This window comes from Chromobacterium sp. ATCC 53434 (genome assembly GCF_002848345.1).
Classification (GTDB): Bacteria; Pseudomonadota; Gammaproteobacteria; order Burkholderiales; family Chromobacteriaceae; genus Chromobacterium.
The window spans coordinates 3,903,833-3,927,773 of record NZ_CP025429.1; the positions used below are offsets into that span (position 1 = coordinate 3,903,833).

The 23,941-nt window shown below is 66.6% G+C and carries 25 protein-coding genes; 11 read left to right on the forward strand and 14 right to left on the reverse strand.

All coding sequences use genetic code 11. The features are described 5' to 3' along the window. Positions 1–15: 15 nt before the first annotated feature. The 7 genes from CXB49_RS17180 to CXB49_RS17210 all read left to right on the forward strand — a co-directional run bounded on the left by CXB49_RS17180 (position 16) and on the right by CXB49_RS17210 (position 7,996). Positions 16–315 (forward strand): lipid asymmetry maintenance protein MlaB, encoded by a 300-nt coding sequence (locus tag CXB49_RS17180; protein ID WP_101709515.1) that lies wholly within the window; start codon positions 16–18, stop codon positions 313–315. Next, entirely contained in the window at positions 305–2,434 is a 2,130-nt protein-coding gene (locus CXB49_RS17185) for a chemotaxis protein CheA (protein WP_101709516.1), read from the forward strand. Before CXB49_RS17180 ends, CXB49_RS17185 begins: the two co-directional genes overlap by 11 nt. Beyond that, a complete protein-coding gene (locus CXB49_RS17190; protein WP_101709517.1) occupies positions 2,431–3,996 on the forward strand; it encodes a methyl-accepting chemotaxis protein in 1,566 nt (521 codons plus the stop codon). Before CXB49_RS17185 ends, CXB49_RS17190 begins: the two co-directional genes overlap by 4 nt. A gap of 17 nt (positions 3,997–4,013) precedes the next feature. Then, on the forward strand, positions 4,014–4,559 hold the full coding sequence (locus tag CXB49_RS17195; RefSeq protein ID WP_101709518.1) for a chemotaxis protein CheW: 546 nt from the start codon (positions 4,014–4,016) through the stop codon (positions 4,557–4,559). 55 nt (positions 4,560–4,614) lie between these two features. Continuing rightward, positions 4,615–6,222, forward strand: a complete 1,608-nt coding sequence (locus CXB49_RS17200) for a methyl-accepting chemotaxis protein (protein WP_199406709.1) — start codon at positions 4,615–4,617, stop codon at positions 6,220–6,222. An 86-nt stretch (positions 6,223–6,308) separates the two neighbouring features. Continuing rightward, on the forward strand, positions 6,309–6,902 hold the full coding sequence (locus CXB49_RS17205; protein ID WP_101709519.1) for a chemotaxis protein CheD: 594 nt from the start codon (positions 6,309–6,311) through the stop codon (positions 6,900–6,902). Beyond that, positions 6,899–7,996 carry a chemotaxis response regulator protein-glutamate methylesterase gene (locus CXB49_RS17210; RefSeq protein WP_101709520.1) on the forward strand — a complete coding sequence of 366 codons (1,098 nt, stop codon included), beginning with the start codon at positions 6,899–6,901 and terminating at the stop codon, positions 7,994–7,996. The genes CXB49_RS17205 and CXB49_RS17210 overlap by 4 nt, the downstream gene beginning before the upstream one ends. A gap of 99 nt (positions 7,997–8,095) precedes the next feature. Here CXB49_RS17210 and CXB49_RS17215 read toward each other — a convergent pair whose 3' ends face one another. After that, positions 8,096–9,082, reverse strand: coding sequence for a serine/threonine protein kinase (locus CXB49_RS17215; protein WP_101709521.1), 987 nt, complete (start codon positions 9,080–9,082; stop codon positions 8,096–8,098). A 191-nt stretch (positions 9,083–9,273) separates the two neighbouring features. Here CXB49_RS17215 and CXB49_RS17220 point away from each other — a divergent pair, with 191 nt between their 5' ends. Then, positions 9,274–10,209 carry a cation diffusion facilitator family transporter gene (locus CXB49_RS17220; protein WP_101710755.1) on the forward strand — a complete coding sequence of 312 codons (936 nt, stop codon included), beginning with the start codon at positions 9,274–9,276 and terminating at the stop codon, positions 10,207–10,209. 84 nt (positions 10,210–10,293) lie between these two features. After that, positions 10,294–10,557: a hypothetical protein gene (locus tag CXB49_RS17225; RefSeq protein ID WP_158300929.1), complete on the forward strand. Its 264-nt coding sequence runs from the start codon at positions 10,294–10,296 to the stop codon at positions 10,555–10,557. Between the two features lie 66 nt (positions 10,558–10,623). Here the strand turns inward: CXB49_RS17225 and CXB49_RS17230 are convergent, their stop codons facing one another. From CXB49_RS17230 to CXB49_RS23715, 7 genes are all read right to left on the reverse strand, one after another. Next, positions 10,624–10,896: a hypothetical protein gene (locus tag CXB49_RS17230; protein ID WP_101709523.1), complete on the reverse strand. Its 273-nt coding sequence runs from the start codon at positions 10,894–10,896 to the stop codon at positions 10,624–10,626. Positions 10,897–11,003: 107 nt separating this feature from the next. Further along, positions 11,004–12,380, reverse strand: coding sequence for a DEAD/DEAH box helicase (locus CXB49_RS17235; protein WP_101709524.1), 1,377 nt, complete (start codon positions 12,378–12,380; stop codon positions 11,004–11,006). A 113-nt stretch (positions 12,381–12,493) separates the two neighbouring features. Next, on the reverse strand, positions 12,494–13,414 hold the full coding sequence (locus CXB49_RS17240) for a CobD/CbiB family protein (protein WP_101709525.1): 921 nt from the start codon (positions 13,412–13,414) through the stop codon (positions 12,494–12,496). A 125-nt stretch (positions 13,415–13,539) separates the two neighbouring features. Further along, positions 13,540–14,004 carry a flagella synthesis protein FlgN gene (locus CXB49_RS17245; protein ID WP_101709526.1) on the reverse strand — a complete coding sequence of 155 codons (465 nt, stop codon included), beginning with the start codon at positions 14,002–14,004 and terminating at the stop codon, positions 13,540–13,542. Positions 14,005–14,029: 25 nt separating this feature from the next. Continuing rightward, positions 14,030–14,329 (reverse strand): flagellar biosynthesis anti-sigma factor FlgM, encoded by a 300-nt coding sequence (gene flgM, locus CXB49_RS17250; RefSeq protein ID WP_101709527.1) that lies wholly within the window; start codon positions 14,327–14,329, stop codon positions 14,030–14,032. Between the two features lie 89 nt (positions 14,330–14,418). Further along, positions 14,419–14,814 carry a flagellar basal body P-ring formation chaperone FlgA gene (gene flgA / locus CXB49_RS23710; RefSeq protein ID WP_158300930.1) on the reverse strand — a complete coding sequence of 132 codons (396 nt, stop codon included), beginning with the start codon at positions 14,812–14,814 and terminating at the stop codon, positions 14,419–14,421. After that, on the reverse strand, positions 14,811–15,101 hold the full coding sequence (locus CXB49_RS23715; RefSeq protein ID WP_158300931.1) for a hypothetical protein: 291 nt from the start codon (positions 15,099–15,101) through the stop codon (positions 14,811–14,813). Before CXB49_RS23715 ends, flgA begins: the two co-directional genes overlap by 4 nt. A 142-nt stretch (positions 15,102–15,243) precedes the next feature. Between CXB49_RS23715 and CXB49_RS17260 the strand changes: the two genes are divergently transcribed. Then, positions 15,244–17,355 carry an autotransporter outer membrane beta-barrel domain-containing protein gene (locus tag CXB49_RS17260; RefSeq protein ID WP_101709529.1) on the forward strand — a complete coding sequence of 704 codons (2,112 nt, stop codon included), beginning with the start codon at positions 15,244–15,246 and terminating at the stop codon, positions 17,353–17,355. Between the two features lie 69 nt (positions 17,356–17,424). On the opposite strand, the gene thrC is transcribed toward CXB49_RS17260, so the two are convergent. The 4 genes from thrC to CXB49_RS17280 form a co-directional block, all read right to left on the reverse strand. Further along, positions 17,425–18,834 (reverse strand): threonine synthase, encoded by a 1,410-nt coding sequence (gene thrC, locus CXB49_RS17265; RefSeq protein ID WP_101709530.1) that lies wholly within the window; start codon positions 18,832–18,834, stop codon positions 17,425–17,427. Beyond that, on the reverse strand, positions 18,834–19,166 hold the full coding sequence (locus CXB49_RS17270) for a hypothetical protein (protein ID WP_158300932.1): 333 nt from the start codon (positions 19,164–19,166) through the stop codon (positions 18,834–18,836). Before CXB49_RS17270 ends, thrC begins: the two co-directional genes overlap by 1 nt. After that, complete coding sequence (locus CXB49_RS17275) at positions 19,159–20,469, reverse strand: homoserine dehydrogenase (protein WP_101709532.1); 1,311 nt, start codon at positions 20,467–20,469, stop codon at positions 19,159–19,161. Before CXB49_RS17275 ends, CXB49_RS17270 begins: the two co-directional genes overlap by 8 nt. Positions 20,470–20,623: 154 nt before the next feature. Beyond that, positions 20,624–21,856, reverse strand: a complete 1,233-nt coding sequence (locus CXB49_RS17280; protein ID WP_101709533.1) for a pyridoxal phosphate-dependent aminotransferase — start codon at positions 21,854–21,856, stop codon at positions 20,624–20,626. Positions 21,857–22,095: 239 nt separating this feature from the next. On the opposite strand from CXB49_RS17280, the gene CXB49_RS17285 reads away from it, so the two are divergent. After that, positions 22,096–22,464 (forward strand): Mth938-like domain-containing protein, encoded by a 369-nt coding sequence (locus CXB49_RS17285; protein WP_101709534.1) that lies wholly within the window; start codon positions 22,096–22,098, stop codon positions 22,462–22,464. Here CXB49_RS17285 and CXB49_RS23970 read toward each other — a convergent pair. After that, positions 22,461–23,297 (reverse strand): MFS transporter, encoded by an 837-nt coding sequence (locus CXB49_RS23970; protein ID WP_199406710.1) that lies wholly within the window; start codon positions 23,295–23,297, stop codon positions 22,461–22,463. The genes CXB49_RS17285 and CXB49_RS23970 overlap by 4 nt on opposite strands. Then, the gene (locus CXB49_RS24305) at positions 23,279–23,776 is read right to left on the reverse strand and encodes an MFS transporter (protein WP_199406711.1); all 498 of its coding nucleotides are present in this window, start codon (positions 23,774–23,776) and stop codon (positions 23,279–23,281) included. The genes CXB49_RS23970 and CXB49_RS24305 overlap by 19 nt, the downstream gene beginning before the upstream one ends. Between the last annotated feature and the right edge of the window lie 165 nt (positions 23,777–23,941).

A 23,941-nucleotide genomic window follows, 5' to 3' on the forward strand; every position in this document is an offset into this window, starting at 1 on the left:
ACGAAGGAGCCGATCATGCCGCTTGCCATTGCCTCCGGATGCGAACAAACCATCTATCAGGCGGCGCAATGGCGCGCCGAACTGGAACAGGCGCTGCGCGCCGACGGTGACGGCGACATCGAACTCGACCTGTCGACCGTGGAAGAGTTCGACTGCGCCGGCGCCCAGGTGCTGCTGTGGCTGCTGCGCGAGGGCGAACGCCGCGGACAGAAGGTGACGCTGTGCGCGCCCAGCCGATGCGTCCGCGACTTCGTCCGCCTGATGGGCCTGAACGAGCTGGCGCCGCCGGCCGAGGGTGACGGCGATGGATCTTGAACAGGCCAGGCAGACCTTTCTGGAGGAGGCCCGCGAACTGCTGGCCGAAATGGAGGGCATCCTGCTCGACATCGAGCCGGCTCAAGCCAGCGGCGAGCAGCTGAACGCGCTGTTCCGCACCATGCACACCATCAAGGGTTCGGCCGGTCTGTTCGGGCTGGACCCCATCGTCGGTTTCACCCATCAGGTGGAAAACCTGCTGGACCAGTTGCGCGACGGCCAGCTGGCGCTGGACGACGAGCTGGTCGGCCTGCTGTTGCGCTGCCACGACCAGGTCAAGCTGATGATGCAGGCGCTGGCCGCCAAGGAGCCGCTGGAAACGCTGCTCGACGAAGCGCTGCTGGCGGCGCTGCTGGGCTATCTGGCGCTGCCGCAGGCGATGCAGCCGGCCGCCGAACCCGCGACGGAGCCGTCAGAGGAAGGCGAGGCGCGGCACTGGCTGCTGTCGCTGCGCTTCAGCCCGGACGCGCTGCGCAACGGCCTGGACCCGTCGTCCTTCATCCGCTATCTGGCCACGCTGGGCACGGTGGAACGGATTGAGGCCATCTGCTGCCGGCTGCCGGCCGGCGACGCCTTCGATCCCGAGAGCAACTACCTGCGGTTCGAGGCGCTGTACTACGGCGACACCAGCGAGCGGGCCTTGCACGAGGTGTTCGAGTTCGCCCGCGAAGACAGCATGATAGGCATCTGGCCGCTGGCCGCCGCCGCCCCTCATCTGGGCGAGGCCTGCATCGACACCGAGCCGGACGAGGCCGAGGCGGTGCGGCAGGCCTGGGCGCGCTTCGGCGCTTTCGCCCCCGCCCCCGCGCCGGCCGAAGAGACGGAGCCGGAGACGGAAGCGCCTCTGGCGTCCGCGGACGCCAGGGCGCCGACAACAGCCCCGGCGGCGGAAAGCCGCGGCGGCAAGACGGCCGAAAGCAAATTCCTGAAAGTCGAGGCCGGCAAGCTGGACAGCCTGATAGACCTGATAGGCGAATTGGTGATCGCCGGCGCCGCCGCCAATCTGGTCGCGCGCCGCTCGCAGCAGACGCCGCTGGTCGAGGCGACGCTGACCATCGCCAACTTGATCGAGCAGATACGCGCCGGCACGCTGTCGATGCGCATGGTGCAGATAGGCGAGATCTTCCAGCGCTTCCCCCGCGTGGTGCGCGACGTATCGCGCGAATTGGGCAAGGACATCCAGCTGCACATCGTCGGCGCCGAGACCGAGTTGGACAAATCGATGGTGGAGAAGCTGGGCGATCCGCTGATGCACATCGTGCGCAACGCCATCGACCACGGCATCGAGACGCCGCCGGTCCGCCAGCAAAGCGGCAAGCCGGCGTCGGGCAATCTGTGGCTGAACGCCTATCACGAATCCGGCAGCGTGGTGATCGAGGTCGCCGACGACGGCGGCGGCCTGAAGCGAGAACGCATCCTGGCCAAGGCGCGCGAGCGCGGCCTGATCGGCCCCGACGACGAGCCGCCGGACAATGTGGTGTACCAGCAGATCTTCGAAGCCGGCTTTTCCACCGCAGAGCAGGTGACCAATCTGTCCGGACGCGGCGTAGGCATGGATGTGGTCAAGCGCAGCATAGAACAGCTGCACGGCATGATAGACATAGACAGCGAGGCTGGCCGCGGCACCAGCTTCCGCATCCGCCTGCCGCTGACGCTGGCCATCATCGACGGCTTCCTGGTCGAGGTCGGCTGCTCCACCTTCGTGCTGCCGCTGGAGGCCGTGGTGGAATGCATAGAGCTGCCGACCGGCCTGCCGGAGAACGGCGTGCACGACTGCATCAACCTGCGCGGCGAACTGCTGCCGCTGCTGCACCTGTCGCGCTTCTTCGAGCAGGAACCGGCCGCCGTGGCGCGACGCAATGTGGTGGTGGCGCAGTACGGCGAACGCAAGGCCGGCCTGGTCGTCGACGCGCTGGGCGGCGAATTCCAGACCGTGATCAAACCCTTGGGCGCGCTGTTCAACACACTGAAGGCGATCAGCGGCTCCACCATACTCGGCACCGGCGAAGTGGCGCTGATCCTGGACGTGCCGTCGCTGATCCGTCACGCCTGCCGCAAGGAGGCCGAACGCTTCGTTCTGCCGCCCCCCGCCCCGCAAACACAAGGAAGCGCACCATGACCGCCATATCGGGCATGCGCCTCGCCACCCGGCAGGCCCTGGGCTACGGCGCCATCGTCCTCCTGCTGCTCTTGTCCATCGCGGTGGCGATGCTGGGCTTCGGCGAAGTCAACGCGGCCATCCACGACATCACCCGCGTCAACAACGTCGAGGCGCGGCTGGCGCACCAGATGATGGAACAGAACCAGCAGATCCGCGTCGACATCCGCAACGGCCTGTTGGCGCAAACACAGGACGAGATCGCGCGCGCCGGGCAGGCGCTGCAAGACTCGCTGCGCCGCTACGCCGCCACCGAACAGCAACTGGCGCAGATGTTCCAGCGCGAGCCGTCCACCACCGCGCGCGAGCGCGAGCTGATCGCCGCCATTCAGACCGCCAGCCGGGAAGTCCACCAGGAATACCAGCAGGCGCTGGAGCTGGCGATGCGGCAACAGGGGCCGCAGGCCCGCGCCCAGTTCACCATCGGCAAGGGCGCCCGCCTGAACGACACCATAGGCGTGCTGACCGACGTCGAAGACAAGCTGAACGACGACCTGGCCCTCAGAAGCGAGGCCATCTACGCCGCCAGCGTGCAGCGGATGCTGATCCTGGCGGCCGTCGCCGTCGCCGCCAGCCTGCTGATCGCCGCCGCGATCCAGCGCAATCTGCTGCGCACGCTGGGCGGCGAGCCGCAGCAGGTGGCCGACATGATGCGCGAGGTTTCGCGCGGCAACCTGCAATGCGCCATTCCGCTGCGGCAGGACGACCAGCACAGCCTGGCGGCGTCCATCGTGCAGACGATACAGACCCTTGGCGCCATCATCGGCGAGGTGAAGACCGGCTCGGAAAGCCTGTCCGTCGCCGCCCAGCACATCCACTCCACCTCGCAGTTGCTGGCGCAATCGTCCAGCGAGCAGGCCGCGGGACTGGAGCAGACCTCGGCCTCGGTGGAACAGATGTCGACATCGATCAACCAGACCAACGACAACGCCCGGATCACCGAGGGCATCGCCGAGAAAGCCTCCAGCGAGGCCGCCGCCGGCGGCGAGGCGGTGCAACAGACGATACGGGCGATGCGCCAGATCGCCGACAAGATAGGCATCATCGACGACATCGCCTACCAGACCAATCTCCTGGCGCTGAACGCGGCGATAGAAGCGGCCCGCGCCGGCGAGCACGGCAAGGGCTTCGCCGTGGTCGCCGCCGAGGTGCGCAAACTGGCCGAGCGCAGCCAGGTGGCCGCGCAGGAGATCAGCGGCCTGGCGCGCGGCAGCGTGGCGCTGGTCGACGGCGCCGGCAGCCTGCTGGAGGAGATCGTCCGCTCCAGCAGCCGCACCTCGGACCTGGTGCAGGAAATCGCCGCCGCCGCCAGCGAGCAATCGGCCGGCGTCGGCCAGATCAGCCTGGCGGTGCAGCAGCTGAACCACAGCACCCAGCAGAACGCCAGCGCCAGCGAGGAGCTGGCCGCCACCGCGGAACAGATGAACCGCCAGGCGGAGAATCTGCACGACCTGATCAGCTTTTTCCACCTGGGCGCGCTGCATGCCGGCGGCGCCGCGGCCCGCGGCGGCATGCCGCACTGAAGCGGGAAAGGAATCACATGGCCGCACTGAACATCCTGCGCCGCAGCGACAGCTACTCCGCCCAGCAGGAGAGCGCCGAAATCCGGCAATTCCTGACCTTCCAGCTGGCCGGCGAGACGTTCGCCATCGGCATTCTGCGGATACGCGAAATCCTGGAATACGTCCGGCCCACCGTGGTGCCGCTGATGCCGGACTTCATCCGCGGCGTGATGAACCTGCGCGGCGCGGTGGTGCCGGTGATAGACCTGTCGCTGCGCTTCGCCCGCGAGCCTACCGCCCTCAACCGCCGCACCTGCATCGTCATCATCGAGATGGAGCACGAGGAACAGTGCCAGCTGATCGGCGTGCTGGTGGACGCGGTGCACGAGGTGCTGGCGATTCCGGACGACGAGATCGAGCCGCCGCCGCAGTTCGGCAGCCGGATCCGCGTCGACTTCATCCAGGGCATGGCCAAGGTCGACAGCCGCTTCGTGGTGCTGCTGGACGTGGACAAGGTGCTGTCGCTGAGCGAAATGTCGCTGCTGTCCGAACTGAGCCGCCAAGAAGAGGCCGAGGAGGAATGATGGCGCGTCCGCAGCCCCTCCGGCGCTCGCCCGCCGCCCGCCATGGGGGAAACGCATGAGAAAACTGACCGTGCGCCAGCAATTCAAGCTGCTGGCCGCCTGCGCCATCGTCAGCCTGTCGCTGCTGGCCGTCACCGCCTGGCAGGGCTTGCGCACCGTGATGATCAACGGCGATCTCTACCACCAGGTGGTGATAGGCAAGGACTTCATCAACGACCTCGATCCGCCGACCCAGGCGCTGGAGGCGGCCTTCCTGCTGGTCAACCAGTTGCGCAACACGCCGGATCCGTCGATACGCCAGCGCCAGCTCGATCAACTGCAGGCGCTGCGCGCCGAGTTCTACAACGGCCAGAAGAAATGGACCGACAGCGCACTGCCGGCCGAAATCCGCACGGTGCTGACCCAGCAGGTGAGGTCGACCGCGGACGCCTTCTTCCAGGAGGTCGACAGCCATTTCCTGCCGGCGCTGGACGCCCACGACCAGCTGGCGATCAATCTGTCCTTCGACCGGCTGGCCACGCAGTACGAACAGAACCGCCAGGCCATCCAGCCGCTGATCGCCCGCACCGGAGAGTTGCAGCGGCAGACGGAGGCCGCCGCCGACCGCAGCACCCGCCGCACCTTCGCCACCCTCGCCGGCGTCAGCGCGGCGGCGCTGCTGCTGCTGGTGGCCTCGCTGATCCTGATCTACCGCCAGCTGATCCGCCGCCTGGGCGGCGAACCGCACCAAGTGGTGCGCGCCACCCGCGAAGTGGCCGCCGGCAAGCTGGACATCGAGTTGCCGCCGGCGCCGGACGGCAGCCTCAGCGAATCGATGCGGCAGATGTGCCAGCAGTTGCGCGCCATCATCGCCGAAGTGAAGAACAGCTCCGACGGCGTCGCCAGCGCCGCGCTGCAGATCAGCTCCACCGCGATGGCGCTGTCGCAGAGCGCCAGCGCCTCCGCCGCCGGACTGCAGCAAAGCTCGGCCTCGATCGAGCAGGTGTCGGCCTCGCTGAATCAGACCTGCGACAATTCCCGCGCCACCGAGGCGATCGCCGAAAAAGCCTCCGGCGAGGCCACCGAGGGCGGACAGGCGGTGCAGCAGACGGTGCAGGCGATGCGCCAGATCGCCGACAAGATCGGCATCATCGACGATATCGCCTATCAGACCAATCTCTTGGCGCTGAACGCCGCGATCGAGGCCGCCCGCGCCGGCAAGCACGGCGCCGGCTTCGCCGTGGTCGCCGCCGAGGTGCGCAAGCTGGCCGAGCGCAGCCAGGTCGCGGCGCAGGAAATCGGCGAGCTGGCCGGCCGCAGCGTCAGCGTCGCCGAGCAGGCCGGCCGGCTGCTGAAGGAAATCGTGCGCTCCAGCGGCCGCACCGCCGACCTGGTGCAGGAGATCGCCGCCGCCACCCGCGAACAGGCCGGCGGCATCGGCCAGATCAACCACGCCATCCAGCACCTGAACCACGCGACCCAGCAGAACGCGGCGGCCAGCGAACAACTGGCATCCACCGCCGAGGAGATGACGCTGCAATCGGAACGGCTGCAACAGGCGATGGGCTTCTTCCAACTGGGCGGCACCGCGCCGACGCCGGCCGTCGAACCGTTGCCGCCGCGACCGCAGGAAGCGCCACCGACGCCGGAACAGGACGCCTATCAGGACCTGTTCCGCTTCTGAAACCGCCGCGGACAGGCCGTTGTACTAGATTGAAACCATGGACGCCGCGGCAGACCGCCCGGCGCCGCACAAGAAAGCGAAACATCATGGCCCCGAATCCGCCGGCCTCGCCGGCGGCCCCCTCGACGCCCGACAAGCGGATCGGCAATCCCGCGCCGGCCGAGCCGAACGGCGAAGCGGTCTTCCTCCACCCCGGAGACTGGCACTTCGGCGGCGGCGACACCCGCATCCGCACGCTGCTCGGCTCCTGCGTGTCCATCATCCTGTGGCACCCGCAGGAGCGTGTCGGCGGCATGTGCCACTACCTGCTGGCGCAACGCACCGGCCGCCGCGGCGAAACCCTGTCCGGCCGATACGGCGACGAAGCGATGCTGCTGCTGCTGCGCGAAATCCTGGCCTGCGGCCTGCCACTGCAGGAATTCCACACCCGGCTGATCGGCGGCGCCTCGATGCTGCTCAGCCGGGAGCGCAAGCTCAGCCACGATGTGCCGTCGCGCAACATCAGCATGGCGCGCGCGATGGTCAAGCAGCTCGGGCTGCGACTGCAGGCCGAGGACCTGGGCGGCAACTGTCCGCGGCTGGTGCTGTTCGACGTCGCCAGCGGCCACGTCTGGATCAAACAATCACAAGAGGCCGAACTGGAAATGACGCCTCCACCTAACGCAAGGATCCGCAAATGAGCATCAAGGTCATGATCGTCGACGATTCCGCGGTGGTGCGCCAAGTATTGACCGCCGTCTTCAACGAGGCCAACGGCATCGAGGTGCTGGACGTCGCCAACGACCCGTATATGGCGATGGACAAGATGAAACTGAGGTGGCCGGACGTGCTGGTGCTGGACGTCGAAATGCCGAAGATGGATGGCATCACCTTTCTGAAGCAGCTGATGGCCACCCGGCCGACGCCGGTGGTGATCTGCTCGTCGCTGACGCAGAAGGGCACCGACATCAGCATGCAGGCGATGGCGGCCGGCGCGGTCGAGGTGATCGCCAAGCCGGTGGCCGGGGTCAAGGGCTTTCTCGAGGACAGCGCCAACCATCTGGTGATGGCGGTGCGCAGCGCCGCCGCCGCGCGGATGAGCCGGGTGCGGGTGATGCCGTCCGCCTCGGCCTCGCCGGCCGGCCACACGCCCGGCGCCAACCCGCTGGAGACCCGGCCCAAGCTGTCGGCTGACGCCATCCTGTCGGCGCCGACCGGCGGCAATGTGTTCGCCACTACCGAGCGCATCATCGCCATCGGCACCTCGACCGGCGGCACCCAGGCGCTGGAGGCGGTGCTGACCGAGCTGCCGCGCACCTGCCCCGGCCTGGCCATCGTCCAGCACATGCCGGAGAAATTCACCCGCTCGTTCGCCGAGCGCCTGAACAGCCTGTCGCAGATCGAGGTGAAGGAGGCCAGCAACGGCGACCGCATCCTGCCCGGCCGCGCGCTGATCGCTCCCGGCGGCAAGCACATGATGGTCAAGCGCAGCGGCGCCTACTATCAAGTGGAAGTGGTGGACGGCCCGCTGGTCAGCCGGCACAAGCCGTCGGTGGACGTGCTGTTCCGCTCGGCCGCCAAATTCGCCGGCAAGAACGCGCTGGGCATCATCATGACCGGCATGGGCGACGACGGCGCCAAGGGACTGAAGGAAATGCACGACTGCGGCGCGCGCACCATCGCCCAGGACGAGGAAAGCTGCGTGGTGTTCGGCATGCCCAAGGAAGCGATCAAGCTCGGCGCCGCCGACGAGGTGATGGCGCTGGAGATGATCGCCAAGGCGATCTGCCGCTGAACGCGCCGGGCCGGCCCAGACCGGCTCGCGGCGCCTCAGAGCCTGTCTACGCTGTCTTCGCGGCCGCGAGACGCTCGCCGCAAGATTGCAAACCCGCGCTCAGCACGACCACAGCGGCGCTTCGTCCATCAGCGCGATCTGCTCGCGCAGCGACAGGATCTGCTCCTCCCAGTAGCGCTGCCCGCCGAACCACGGGAAGGCCGCCGGAAAGGCCGGATCGTGCCAGCGCCGGGCCAGCCAGGCGCTGTAATGCAGCAGGCGCAGCGTACGCAACGCCTCCAGCAGATTCAGCTCGCGCTGATCGAATTCGCAGAAATCCTCGTAGCCGGCCAGCACCTCGGCCAGCTGGCGCGACTGATCGGCCCGATCGCCGGACAGCAGCATCCACAAGTCCTGCACCGCCGGTCCGGTCCGGCTGTCGTCGAAGTCGACGAAATGCGGGCCGGCGTCGGTCCACAGCAGATTGCCGACGTGGCAGTCGCCGTGCAGCCGCAGCGTGCCCACCGCCCCGGCCCGCTCGAAGCAGCGCGCCACGCCGGTCAGCGCCTGCTCGGCCACGCCGCGGTACACCGCGACGAGCTCCGGCGGAAGCCGGTTCCCGGCCAAGATGAAATCCACCGGCTCGCGGCCGAAGCTGTCGATGTCCAGCGACGGGCGGTGGCGGTAGGACTCGGTGCGGCCCAGCGCGTGGATGCGGCCCAGGAAGCGGCCCACCCATTGCAGCGTCTCGTCGCGGTCCAATTCCGGCACCCGGCCGCCGCGGCGTTCGAACAGCGCGAAGCGGAAACCGGCGTGGCCGTGCAGCGTGCGCCCTTCGAAGACCTGCGGCGGCACCGCTGGAATTTCGCGCTCGGCCAGCTGCAAGGAAAACGCGTGCTCCTCGAGAATGGCCTCGTCGCTCCAGCGCTCAGGGCGATAGAACTTGGCCACCAGCGGCGCGCCGTCGTCCATGCCTATCTGGTAGACGCGGTTTTCGTAGCTGTTCAGCGCCAGCAGGCTGCCGCTGGCGCGCAGGCCCAGGCTTTCGACGGCGTCGAGTATGGTGTCCGGCGTCAGGCCGGCGAACGGGGGCGATGTGTTGTCCATCGTCGGATTATACCGGCAAGCGGCGCCATCCCGCGCGCGAAGCCGAGGCCCGTTTGCCGGCGGCGCCTGCGAGCAACGCCCCAGTGCGGCTCATTATCGTTTTCATTATCATTTAAAATTGCAATCGATTTTAAATGACCAATAAAAAAAACAATGCAATAATTAGGCTACCCACCAGCAGGATGCCGACCATGAATCACCCTTTTTCCGCCCGCGACGGCCTGGACAGCGCCGAGCGCCGCCAAGCCGCGCGCAGCAGCACCCTGGTCAGCGTCGCCGTCAACCTGCTGCTGTCGACGCTGCAGATCATAGCCGGCGCCTGGTCCCATTCGTCGGCGCTGATCGCCGACGGCGTCCATTCGCTGTCCGATCTGGTCGCCGACTTCGTCGTCTTGCTGGCCGGCCGCCATAGCGGCAAGGGGCCGGACAGCGACCATCAATACGGCCATCAGCGCTACGAGAACGGCGCCTCGCTGGCGCTGGGCCTGCTGCTGCTGGCGGTCGGCGCCGGCATGCTGTATTCGGCCGCGGCCAAGTTCCTGCACCCGGAACAGATCCCGGCCGTCCACTCGCTGGCGCTGTGGATCGCCGCGCTGGCGCTGCTCGCCAAGGAAACGCTGTTTCGCTACATGCTGGCGGTGGCGCGACGGGTGCGCTCCAGCCTGCTGGTGGCCAACGCCTGGCACGCCCGCTCCGACGCGGCCTCGTCGCTGGTGGTCGCCGCCGGCGTGGCGGGCAATCTGCTCGGCTATCCGATACTGGACCCGGTGGCGGCTCTGGTCGTGGGCTTGCTGGTCGGCAAGATGGGCTTGCGCTTCGCCTGGGACGCGCTGCACGATCTGATGGACCGCGCCGCCGACGAGAACGACGTCGCCGCGATCCGCGACACCCTGCTGTCGACGCCCGGCATCGCCGGCATCCATGATCTGCGCACCCGCAAGATGGGCGATCAGATCCTGGTCGACGTGCACCTGGAGGTGGACGGCCGCATCAATGTCTACCAGGCGCACGCGATCACCGAGGACGCGCAGCGGCGCGTGCTGCAGCGCCATCCAGTGCTGGACGTGATGACCCATATCGACCCGGCCGGCCTGCCCCACCATGGCGGCATGCCTGCCGCGCACTGAGTTTTTTGTAAAACGCAACTTTTGCGTGCAACTTTTCACGCACCGTCGTAGTCTATACATACTATGACGATACCATTTCGATCCGTGCCGCGCTGGTTGCGGCACGCGCTGTTGCTGCTACCGCTGCTCTGGCAATTTGAAACCTACGCCGTCAGCCGTGCGCCCGCCGCGCCCAATCCGGAACCGACCACCATCAGCACCTGGACCGAGCATCTGCCGGACGATACGCCGTTCCTGCTGGTGCAAGAGGTGCGCGACCGTTTCCGCCACGCCGACGCCAAACGCGACGCCGGCACGCCGGTGCGCGACATCGCCGCGATGCCGCTGCGCCCCGACAGCGCGACCTGACTCCGGGCTTGATCAAGAAAAACGCCGGCCGCGAAATGCGTCCGGCGTTTTTTTATTCCATGCAAATTACAACGGCGCCGGTGGACGATTGCCCGGATTGCAGAACGGGCAGCCTGGATTGCCGCAATGAATGGCGCTGCCATGCACCAGCGCGCGCAACTGGGCCAGCCGCTCGGCCTCGCCTACGCCGCTCTGCGGATTCCGCCCCAGCTCGGCGCTGCCGTGGGCGTACAACATCGCGCGTCCCGCCGAATCCGGCAGCGGCGCCGCCTGGCAGCCCGCAGCCAACAGCGCGCCGCCTGCGCCGCACGCATAAATCCATTTCCGGTATTTCGCCATCGCGTCTCCTCTATCGCCCACCGGCGTCTTCCCGTCAGCATACCGCCTCCCGGCCGCCGACACCGGCAAAACAAAACCCCGCCGAGGCGGGGTTTTGTTAACAAGCTTTAACGGATGATCTCGACCTTGTAGCGCGGCGGCAACAGCAGCGCCGGCACCTCGCGCTTCTCCTTGCGGTTGCGCCGCCCCGGCCGAGCCTGCTTCAGGCCTTCGCCCTTGCCGGCGCTCAACACCGGCGCCTGCGCCTGCTGCGCGGGCTGCCGCTGGAATTCGCGCTGAGGCTGAGGTTCGCGCTGGGGCTGAGGCTCGCGCTGCGACTGCGACTTCGGCCGCGGCAGCCAGGACGGCCAGAAGCCGTCGACGCTCTGCGGCGTCAGCGTCTGCTTGGTCAGCTTCTCGATCGCCTCGTGCTGGCGGGTTTCCTCCGGGCTCATCAGAGAAATCGCCACGCCCTTGGCGCCGGCGCGGCCGGTGCGGCCGATCCGGTGGACATAGTCCTCCGGCGCGTTGGGCATCTCGAAATTCACGACATACGGCAGCTCGGAAATGTCCAGGCCACGCGCGGCGACATCGGTGGCCACCAAGACGCGCAGCTGGCCTTCCTTGAACGCCGCCAGCGTCTCCAGCCGGGTGCCCTGGGTCTTGTCGCCGTGGATGGCCTCGGCGTCCAGACCGTCGCGCTTCAAATCGCGCGCCAGCTGGTCGGCGCTGATCTTGGTCTTGCAGAACACGATGACCTGGCTCATTTCCCGCGAGCGGATCAGATGCGCCAGCAACTGGCGCTTCTTGAACGCGTCGACCTGGAACACCAGCTGTTCCACCTGCTCGTTGGTGGCATTCTGACGCGCCACCTCGACGGTCTGCGGCGTACGCATGAAGTCCGACGCCAGGCGCTTGATCTCCGGCGCGAAGGTCGCGGAGAACAGCAGCGTCTGGCGTTCCTTCGGCAGCATGCTCATGATCTTGCGGATATCCTGGATGAAGCCCATGTCCAGCATGCGGTCGGCTTCGTCCAGCACCAGCACTTCCACCTTGTTGAATTGCACGGCCTTCTGCTGGATATGATCCAGCAGTCGGCCCGGCGTCGCGATCAGGATCTCGACGCCGCGGCGCAGTTCCTGGGTCTGCGGATCCATATTGACGCCGCCGTAGACGGTGGTGGCGCGCAGCGGCAGATACTTGGTGTAGCTTTGCACGTTGACGCCGATCTGGTCGGCCAGCTCGCGCGTCGGCGACAAGACCAGCGCGCGGACAGGGTGCATCGCCGGCGATACGCTGGTATTGGCGAATTTCTTCAGTCGCTCCAGAATCGGCAGCATGAAGGCGGCGGTCTTGCCGGTGCCGGTTTGCGCGGCGGCCAGCAGGTCGCGGCCCGACAACACCAACGGAATCGCCTTCTCCTGGATCGGCGTCGGCTGGCTGTAGCCCTGCTCTTCGATGGCGCGCAGGATCTCCGGCGACAAGCCGAGTTCGGAAAACAACATGTAACACTCCTGCAATACGTAAGGGCACGTTGCAGTGTGCAACGCGCCCCGATGTTCATTGATAAACCGGCGGCGGATAAAGCAAATGCCGCCCGAAAGGCGGCAACACACCGTCAGCCCATATGGCTGGCCACGCTGATCAGCAACGTCACCGCCAGCCACAACAGGGCGGAACGCCAGACCAATCCGACCGCGCTTTTCAGAAAGCTGGGATCGGCCTCGTCGCCCAGCCCCAGCTCCGGCCGGTATTTCACCGAATAGTCCTGTCTGAGCGGATCGCCCAGTTTCACGCCCAGCGCGCCGGCGGCCGAGGCGAGCAGGATGCCGTTGGCGTAATTGCCCCAGGTCCTGGCCTGGGAACGCCAACAATAGATCGCATCCTCGAAATCGCCCATGATCGCGAAGGCGGCGGCGGTCAGCCTCACCGGAATCCAGTCCAGCCAGGCCGCGGCCCGCGCCGCGAAGCGCCCGAACGGATCCTCGTCCACGTCGCGGCTGCCCCATTTCTGATTCAGCATAGAACACAAGCGGTACAGCAGCGCGCCGGACGGCCCCGGCAACACCACGAACCAGAACATGGTGCCGAACACGTGGCGATAGCTGTCCAGGATGCCCTGTTCTATCGCCAGCCGGGAAATTTCCTCCACCGACAATTCCGCGGTCGCCTGTCCGGTCCAGTTGGCCAGCGCCACCCGCGCATCCAGCTCCCGCCCCTCGGCCAGCGCCTGCGAGATATCTGAGAATGCGCCGGAAAAATGGCGGAAGCCCATGGTCAGGTACAGCATCAGCACATTGAAGGCCAGCGCCAGCAGCGGACTCACCGCTTTCAGCGAATAGAACAGCAGCAGGCTCAAGGCCACCGCCGGCAGGATGGCAACCAGCCAGGCCAAAACGCCATGGCGTTCGGCGCCGGCGTTCAGATTACGCTCGAGATGGTTGGCATAACGGGTAAACAACAACCACACCCGGTTGCGATTGCCGAGCGGTCTCAGCTGCTCCAGGGCCAGGGCGAGAATCAGGGAGATCAGAGTCATGGGTTCTGGATGTGATTTTCACGGGACCGCTGGGGAAGATACCATAAAGGCCAGCGTACGCCCACCCGCAGGCGGCGCAAATGCGAAGGGCGCCGTTCAGGCGCCCCGTTTCGATCACCGCGGACTCAGGCCGAACCAAGCAGACGGCGCCCGGTGACCGCTTCGCGCTGATTGCCGCCGCGGTCGTAGCCCAGCGTGGCGGCGGCGGCGGCGCGCAACACGCCCAGCGACTCCTCGACCTTGGCCAGCTTGTCGTTGACAAAGCTACCGTTCAGCTGATTGATGCTCTGCGCGCGGTTGACCGCGTCTTCCAGATCGGTCCAGGCCTCGCAGGCCGACGGCTTGTCGGCCAGCCAGATGTACAGCGTGTCGCGATCCAGCACGCCCAGCGACGCCATCAGGTTGCCGCGCGCCGCCGACTGCCGCGCCAGTTCGTCCAGCACCTGGCTCTTGCTGTCGGACAGCGACTCCAGCTTGCGTTCCTCGCCGTTGATCAACAGCTTCTGTTCTTCTTCCAGAAACGCAACCAGCCGGGACACGAGTTCGGCCTCGTCCCGGCAGAAATTCACAAACTCATCGATGACTGACATGTTCCCGCTTCTTCCATGCCGCCCGTCAGCCGTTCAACAGCTCCTGGGCCGAAGAGATCAGGCCGTCGGCGATCTTGTCGGCGTTGATGCTGAAGCTGCCGTTGGCGATCGCGGACTTGATCGACTCCACCTTGGCGGCGTCGAACGACGGTTGCTGCGTGCTGGGATCGTTGCCGATCGCGCTCAGACGGCTGGCGACCGAATTGATCTGCACATTGTCGCTGCTGCTGCCGGCGCTGCTGGCGGAACTTGACGGCGCACGAGCGGCAGTCTTGCCCTGCGTGCCGTAGGTGCCGGACAGCTTGCCCGAATTGTCGATTTTCATGGCCAGGCCTTCCCGTAGCTAAACTCAACTGATCCTATTATCGACCGAAAAAACAATCTCTTGAACTCTTTTTTCACAGCCGCCGCGCGCTAGAAAACCACGGCCACGCTGCCGTCGGCCTGCACCATGCCTCGCACTACCCTGCCGGTGCTCAGCCGCACGCTGATCTGGTCGCCCTGGGCGGCGTTGCCCAGCGCCGTGCCTTCGGCCTCGGCGCTGAAGCCGTCGCCCTGCGCCATCACCTTGACCTGCTGGTTGCTGCGCACCAGATAAGGCGCGCGCACCATGAAGTTGCGCAGCCAGGCCCCGGTCGGCGCGCCGGTCCGCATCACCTGGCCGATCGCCTGGCTGGCGTCGGTCAACACATTGCCGGCCAGCGCCGGATTGCTGATGTCGACCAGCCTGACGTCGTCGGCGGTGATCTGCTCTCCGGGCGCCATCGCCCGGTTCAGCGCCACGCCGACGCGCTTTTCGTTGATCTTCACCGGACCGGAATCCGCAACGCCCAGCCCAGGTCGGGGCAGGACACGGCCACCGCGGTGGCGCCGGTGGTCACGCCGGGCGTCGCCCAGTCGGCCTTCGGCTTGTCGCAGGCAGGCACTACCAGCCGCCGATCCAGCTGTCCCAGCGTCCAGGTCGCGGCGCGCAGGGCCAATTCGTGTTTCAGGAACTGATCCGCCAGCTTCTCCAGCAGGCCCAGGTTCTGATTGCCGGCCGCCCAGGCCGGCGCCGCCAGCATCAGGCAACAACAGCACAACAGTATTCTTCGCATGCCGTATTTTAGCCGAAGCCGCGGCGATGGCGCGATGCCGATTGACAACACTCCCCGACCTCTCGAATAATCGTTTGAATAGAGCTTAGACTCTTGACACTAAATACAACATCAACATACTCGTTTGTCGAGGAGGAACTCGATGCGCAGCCGCCTGACCGTTATCGCCCTGGCCACCGCACTAACCATGCCCGCCGTAGCCAACGCTTACAGCAATTTCTATTTCTTCGGGGACAGCCTGTCCGACATCGGCGCCTTTGGGGGCCAAGGCGGCCTGCCTGTCGGCGCTCACTGGACTTATCAGAACAAGCCCAACTGGACATCCGTCCTGACGGGACACTACGGCCAGAGCTCCGTCGCCAACAATCCGAGCAATCCGCAGAACACCAGCAGCACGGGCAACAACTATGCCCAGGGCGGCGCCGTTGCGCAGAGCTATCAATCGATTACCCAGTTCCCGGGCACAACCGGCGCGAGCGGCTCCGTCGAGCAGTTCGGCCCGGACGGTCAGACCGCCATTCTGGAACTGCCGACCCAGGTGCAGAACTACCTCGCCTCCACCGGAGGCAAGGCCAATCCCAATGCCGTGTATTCGGTATGGATAGGCGGCAACGACTTGTCGGCAGCGGCAGGCACGCTGAGTTCGGACACGACGGGCACGACCGCGACCAAGCTGTTGGCCACCTCCGCGGCCACGGCCAGCCAATTGATCGGCGCCTTGCAAGGCGCCGGCGCGAAAACCATCATCGTCCCGAACGTCCCCAATCTCGCGTCGGCCCCTGCCGCGCTGTACCAGACCGTGCAAGGCGTGGCCACCGCGGTCGGCCAGGGCGCGGGCCTCAGCGGCGCGAACCTGGCAGCCTATGTCAACAATGCGGTAGGCGCCGCCTGGACGGCTGTCAGCAGCGGCAACGCAACGCAGGCCAACCAGGCAACCGTCATTGCCCAAGCATTGGCGGCCGCCAACACCGCGATGGGCGCGCCGGACTCCGTCACGACCCTGACCGCGCGCTACAACACCACGCTGGCCGCCTTGCAGCAACTGACCAGCGGCTATAACAGCCTGGTCGACCTCAGCCTGCAGACCAGCGGACAACAGCATGGCGTTGTGCGCGCGAACATTGCCCAGCTGATGACGGAAATCAGCGCCAATCCGGGCAAGTACGGTTTCACCAACACGATTGGCTCGATCTGCGCTGCCGACGCCATCACCTGCTCGCAGTCGGCCTACAACCAGAACTACGTATTCACCGACGGCCTGCACCCGACGCCCGCCGCGCATCAGATCATAGGCGACTACATCTATGGCCTGCTGCAGGCGCCGTACTTCGCCGGCGCCATCCCGGAAGCGTCGTTGAGCAACGCCCGCCAGCTGGGCGGCGCGCTCGACGCCCGCTATCAGGCGATACGCTCGCAGCAACGCGCGGTCGGCACCGTCAGCGCCTTCGTCGACGGCGCCTTCAGCAGCGACAAGGTCGGCTACGACAACGGCCTGAGCGCCAAGCCCAAGGGCCAGCTGTACACGCTGGGCATAGACTACCAGGCCACCCCCGCGCTGAGCGTCGGCATCGCGATGTCGCGCCAGCAGGGCAAGACCGATATCGACAGCGGCGGCTCGGCCGGCAGCATCAACGACCGCAGCACGCTGATGAGCGGCCTGGTCAGCTACAACCAGGACAAGTTCTGGGTGGACGGCGACCTGCATATCGGCTCCGGCGATCTGGACCTGAGCCGCAATGTGACGCTGGGTTCGGCCTCGATCACCGAAAGCGGCAAGACCCACGCCACCCAGTACGGCGTGCGCGTCGGCGGCGGCTACCGCCTGCAGTACCGCGGCCTCACCACCGGTCCGGTGGCCGGCCTGGAATACAACTACGCCAACATCAACGGCTACAACGAGCAGAACGGCGACAGCAGCAGCATGTGGTACAACGGCCAGCACATCAGCTCGCTGATCGGCCGCGTCGGCTGGCAGCTGGACGCCACCATCGGCAAGTTCAGCCCGTACGCCAAGGTCAGCCTCGCCCACGAGTTCAAGCAGGACGACCGCAGCGTGACTTCCGGCCTGACGTCCAGCATAGGCGACTGGACCACCAATCTCGGCAAGCCGGGCAGCAACTGGATGGAATGGACCGCCGGCGTCAGCGCCAACTTCAGCAAGAGCGTCACCGCCTTCGGCCAGCTGACCGCCACCAGCGGCAGAAACGGCGGCAACCAGGCCGGCGGCAATATCGGCGTCGCGGTCTCGTTCTGAGTCCCGCCCGCCGCAAAAGAAACAGGCTCCGCATGGAGCCTGTTTTTTTATTGCCGTCGCCGGTCGGGATCAGCCCAGGGCCTGCTCGATCAGCGCCTTCACCGCGCCGGCGTCGGCCGGCAGCGTCACCACCCGCTGCGGCAGCGACTCCAGATGCTCGAAACCGGCCGGGCGCGGCGGATCGCGGTCCAGCGCCTCGCGTATGGTCTCGGCGAACTTGGCCGGCAGCGCCGTTTCCAGGCAGACGACGTTCTCGCCGTCGCGGCGCAACTGGCGCGCCACCTTGATGCCGTCGGCGGTATGGGTATCGACGATTACGCCGTCCTCGGCGTCCACCCGCCGTATCGTCGCGATGCGGTCGGCGTGGTCGCTGCTGCCGGAGACGAAGCCGAAGGCCTCGCGCACCCGACCCATCGTTTCCGCATCCAGCTGGAAGCCGCCGCCGGCGTCCACCTCGGTCCACAAGCGCTTGACCTCGGCGCCGTCGCGGCCGACCAGATCGAACACGAAGCGCTCGAAGTTGGACGCCTTGGAGATGTCCATCGACGGGCTGGACGTGACATAGGTGCGATCGCTGCCGCGCGGCGCGTAGCGGCCGGTGCGGAAGAACTCGTCCAGCACGTCGTTCTCGTTGGTGGCGACGATCAGGCGGTCCACCGGCAGGCCCATGCTGCGCGCCACGTGGCCGGCGCAGACATTGCCGAAGTTGCCGGACGGCACGCAGAAGCTGACCTTCTCGTCGTTGCTCTCGGTCGCGCGGAAATAGCCGTTGAAGTAGTACACCACCTGGGCGACGACGCGTGCCCAGTTGATCGAGTTGACGGTGCCTATCTTGTGGCGCGCCTTGAAGGCGTGGTCGTTCTGCACCGCCTTGACGATGTCCTGGCAGTCGTCGAACATGCCGTCGATGGCGATATTGTGGATGTTCTCGTCCTGCAGACTGTACATCTGCGCGCGCTGGAAGGCGCTCATCTTGCCGTCCGGGCTCAGCATGAACACATTGATGCCGCGCTTGCCGCGCATCGCGTACTCGGCGGCGGAGCCGGTGTCGCCGGAAGTGGCGCCGACGATGTTCAGCGTCTCGCCGCGCGTGTCCAGCACATGCTCGAACAACTGGCCGAGGAACTGCATCGCCATGTCCTTGAACGCCAGCGTCGGGCCGTTGGACAGCTCCAGCACGGCCAGGCCGTCATGCAGGCGCTTGACCGGCGTGATGGCCTCGCTGCCGAAGGTTTCCGGACGGTAGGCCCGCTCGACGATGCCCTTCAAGTCGTCCGCCGGGATGTCGTCGGCGAACAGGCGGATGATCTCGAAGGCCAGCTCGGCGTAGCCCAGCTGCCGCCAGGCGTCCAGCGTGGCGCGGTCGATCCGGGGATAGCGCTCCGGCAGCAGCAGGCCGCCGTCCGGCGCCAGGCCCATCAGCACGGTGTCGCAGAACGGCAGCGGCGCCATGCCGCCGCGGGTACTGATGTATCGCATCAACGTTGTTCCAGGTATTGGCCGCAGGCGGCGGAGGCTTCCTTCAGCCTCTGCTTGCCGCGCGGATCGTCTTTCTTGATCTGGCCGGTGACCACGCCCATCACCTCTTCCTCGGTGAAGGTGCCGGCCAGCTTTTCGCTGGCGCACTGGCAGTAGCGTTGCACCTGCTCGTTGCCGGGCTGGCCGACGCCGTCGGACGCCGGCGTGCGCTTCAGGCAGCCTCGCATCAGAAAGCCTTGCAGCAGCTGATGCTGCCCGGGGCTGAGCGGCGTGGCGGCGGCGACGCCGGCCAATAAGGCGGCGCACAGGCCGGCTTGCCAAAGTCTAGTCATTCAGTTCTTCCATCCTCAGGCGCACCACCTTGCCGGCCACGCTGTCCAGCGCTTCGATGCCGGCTATGGCGCGGTTGATCGCTTTTTCCTGCACCCGGTGGGTCAGGATCACCACTTCGGCGGTGCCGTCGGACACCGAGCCCTTCTGGATCAGCGCCTCGATCGAGATGCCGTTCTCGGCCAGCAGGAGGGTGATGCTGGCCAGCACGCCGGCGCGGTCTATCGCCCCGATGCGCAAGTAATAGGAACTGGTCACCTCCGCTATCGGCAGGATGGGCAGATTCTGCAGCTGATCCGGCTGGAAGGCGAGGTGCGGCACCCGATGTTCCGGGTCCGAGGTCAAGAGACGGGTGACGTCGACGATGTCGGCCACCACCGCCGACGCGGTCGGCAAGGCGCCGGCGCCGGCGCCGTAGTACAGCGTCGGTCCCAGCGCGTCGCCCTTGACCAGCACCGCGTTCATCACGCCGTTGACGTTGGCGATCAGCCGGCCCTCCGGGATCAGCGTCGGGTGCACGCGCAGCTCGACGCCGGTCTCGGTGCGGCGGGTCAGACCCAGCAGCTTGACGCGGTAACCGAGCTCCTCGGCGTAGCGGATGTCGCGGCCGTCGAGCTGGCTGATGCCTTCCAGATAGCACTGGTCGAACTGCATCGGGATGCCGAAGGCCAGCGCCGCCATGATGGTCAGCTTGTGGCCGGCGTCGTGGCCCTCGATGTCGAAGGTCGGATCGGCCTCGGCGTAACCGAGCTTCTGCGCCTCGGCCAACACGTCGGCGAAGCTGGCGCCCTTGTCGCGCATCTCGGTCAGGATGAAGTTGGAGGTGCCGTTGATGATGCCGGCTATCCACTCGATGCGATTGGCGGCCAGGCCCTCGCGCAGGGTCTTGATGATGGGGATGCCGCCAGCCACCGCCGCCTCGAACGCCACCATCACGCCCTTTTCCTGGGCGCGGGCGAAGATTTCGGTGCCGTGCAGCGCCAGCAGCTTCTTGTTGGCGGTGACCACGTGCTTGCCGTTGGCGATCGCCTTCAGCACCAGATCCTTGGCGACGGCGTCGCCGCCGATCAGCTCGACGACGATGTCGACGTCCGGATTGTCGACGACCTGCAGCGCATCGTCGACCAGCGACACGTCCGGCCCCAGCGCGGCGCGCGCCTTGGCCATGTCGCGGCTGGCCGCCTGCAACAGGCGGATCTCGCGGCCGGCGCGGCGGGTGATCTCACCGGCGTTCCGTTCCAGCACGGTGGCGGTGCCGCCGCCTACGGTTCCGACGCCCAGCAGGCCGATATTGATCGGTTTCATGCACATCTCCATTCAGTCCCTGTTTTTGTCTCGGCCGAAGGCCGTCTGGACAGGCTTGTCCTGTCCGGGTGGTCCTCAGCGTCTTTTGCGAGCATCTCAGCCCGGTCAGCGCCAAAAGGCGGCGGGAATCGAACCCGCCGCCGCGTTCAAACGCTTACTCGGCGGCGCCGTGACGCTTGCGGTAACTTTCCAGGAAGCGCGCGATCCGGCCGATGGCCTCGATCAGATCGTCCGAGTTGGGAAGGAATACCACGCGGAAGTGATCCGGCGCAATCCAGTTGAAACCGCTGCCCTGCACCAGCAACACCTTTTCCTGCTGCAGCAATTCCAGGATGAATTGCTGGTCGTCGGCGATAGGATAGACCTTGGGATCCAGTCGCGGGAACAGATACAGCGCGCCCTGCGGCTTGACGCAGCTGACGCCCGGAATCTCGGTCAACAGCTTGTGCGCGAGGTCGCGCTGGCGCGCCAGCCGCCCGCCCGGCGCCACCAGGTCGTTTATGCTCTGGTAGCCGCCCAGCGCCGTCTGGATCGCGTACTGCGACGGCACGTTGGCGCACAAGCGCATCGAGGCCAGCATGTTCAGGCCCTCGATATAGTCCCTGGCGTGCTTCTTCTCGCCGGACAGTATCATCCAGCCGGCGCGGTAGCCGCAGGCGCGGTAGTTCTTCGACAGGCCGTTGAAGGTCACCACGAACAGGTCCGGCGCCAAGGACGCGATCGAGGTGTGCTCGACCTCGTCGTACAGCACCTTGTCGTAGATCTCGTCGGCGTAGACGATCAGCTGGTGCTGGCGGGCCACGTCGACGATGCGCTGCAGCAGTTCCGGCGGATACACGGCGCCGGTCGGATTGTTCGGATTGATGATGACGATGGCGCGGGTGGACGGCGTGATCTTGGCCTGGATGTCCTCGATGCTGGGGAACCAGCCGTTCTCCTCCTCGCAGCGGTAGTGCACCGCCTTGCCCCCGGCCAGGCTGACCGCCGCGGTCCACAGCGGATAGTCCGGCGCCGGCACCAGCACCTCGTCGCCGTTGTCCAGCAAGGCCTGCATCGCCATCACGATCAGTTCGGACACGCCGTTGCCGACGATGATGTCGTCCATCGCCACATTGGGCAGATGCTTCTGCTGCGCGTAGTGCATGATGGCCTTGCGCGCGGCGAACAGGCCCTTGGAATCGGAATAGCCCGACGCCGCCGGCAGGTTGGCGATCACGTCCTCGATCAGCTCGTCCGGCGCGAAGAAGCCGAACGGCGCCGGATTGCCGATGTTCAGCTTGATGATGCGGTGACCCTCGTCCTCCATCCGCTTGGCGTGCTCGAGCACCGGACCGCGGATGTCGTAACAGACATTGGCGAGTTTCTGCGATTTATGGACTGGCTGCATGGCGGCGGCGGCTTCCGTATCTGGCCGCCCGCCGGACGGAACGGCGTTGCGTTGGCGGTGTGCTTGTTTCATGGGATCTCTGTAATCGTCGGCGCCCGGCGCTGGAAACCATCTTCAGGGCGTGGTCGCGCCATGGCCGGGTCTGGGTATAATCCTATCCCAATCTTTGGTGCGCTGCACAGCGCCGCCGCGCGGCCCACCCGCCGCGCGCCAAACTCACGCCAACGGAGCCAATTCCGATGAAAATGCATCAGTCGCTGGGACAGGGCAGGAATCTGTTCACCGGCTATGGCGACGGCCATGTGCTGATCAACGCCGAACGCCATGACGGCAATCTGATCGTCAGCGGCGACGAAATCGCCGCCTGGGCCGCGCCGGACTTCGCCGGCCTCGCCGCCGAACATTTCGACGCGCTGCTGGCCTACCGGCCGGAAGTGGTGCTGTTCGGCTCCGGCCGCAGCCAGCGCTTCGTCCATCCGCGGCTGTACGCGGCGCTGACCGGCGCCGGCATCGGCGTCGAGTGCATGGACACCCAGGCCGTCTGCCGCACCTTCAACATCCTGCTGGCCGAAGACCGCCGCGTCGTCGCCGCGCTGCTGGCGATCTAAAGCCCCTCTTCCTTTCGCGGCCCGCCGCCGTCGCGGTGGTAAATCCACACCACGGCGGCCGAGGCCAGCGACACCAGCGCCAGCAAGGCGAACAGCGCCGCCTGGCTCCAGGCCAGGCCGATCAGCACGCCGCCCAGCCACGGCCCCAGCACCGAACCGACGCGGCCGATGCCCAGGCTCCAGCCGACGCCGGTGGCCCTAAGGCCGGTCGGATAGGCGCTGGCCGCCAGCGCGTTGACCGCCGGCTGGCCGCCTATGATCAGGAAACCGACGCCGAACAGCGCCGCGTACAATCCCAGCACCTGCCCCTCCACCCGGCCCAGCAGCCACAGGCCCAGCGCCGCCAGCAAAAAGCAGGCCGGCAGGACACGCCGGAAACCCTGGCGGTCTATGCACCAGCCCAGCAACAAGGTGCCGGCCACGCCGCCCAGCTGCAGCATGCTGCCGGCCAGGAGCGCGTCGCGCATCGTCAGCCCCTGCGCCCGCAGCAACGACGGCATCCAGTTGGACAGGAAATACAGCACGATCAAGTTGAGAAAGCTGAGCAGCCACAGCAACAGCGTGCGCCGGGCCAGGCCGTCGCCGAACAACGCGGCCACCGGGCTTTGCGACGGCAAGCTCTCCGCCAGCCACGGCCGGCAGTCCGCCGGCAGCGCCGGCTCCATCCGCCGCAGCCAGAACAAGGCCTGCGCCGACTTGCCGCGCAGCAGCAGAAAGCGCGCCGATTCCGGCAAGCCACGCAGCATCGGCAGCCACAGCAGCAAGGGCGCGACGCCGCCGACGACAAAGACCGCGCGCCAGCCATGCGCCGGAATCAGCCACGCCGCCAGCAAGCCGCCAAGCAGCGCGCCGGCGGTGAAAAACCACAGGAAATCACCATCATCAGGCTGGCGCGCCTACGCGCCGGACTGTACTCGCCGGCCAGCGCCATCGCGTTCGGCATGATGCCGCCCAGGCCCAGGCCGGTCAGAAAACGCAGCGCGATCAGCTGCGGCAGCGTCTGCGCGGCCGCCGTCGCCAGCATGCCGGCCGAAAACATCAGCGTGCAAACCAGCAGCACCGGCCGGCGGCCGATCCGGTCGGCCAGCGCGCCGAACAGCAAGGCCCCCAGCAACAGGCCGAACAGGCCGGCGCTGAACACCGGCCCCAGCGCCGACTTGGCGATGCCCCAGTCTTCCAGCAAGGCCGGCGCGACATAGCCCATCGCCTGCACGTCGAAGCCGTCCAGAATCATGCACAGCCCGCACAAGACCAACAGCCGGTACTGAAACCCGCCCAACGGCCGCCCGTCCAGCCACTTGCCCAACTCCATGCCCGCTCCTTCGATATGCGAATGTCAAAGCAGCATCGAAGAAAGGCAGGAACGGGTCAAGCTGCGGCGCAGCACTCAAGACCGGCCAGCCAGACACAAACGGCGCCGCCAAACAAAATGCCGCCCACTCCCCGCAAGTGGACGGCATTCGCCAAAACCTCCTCA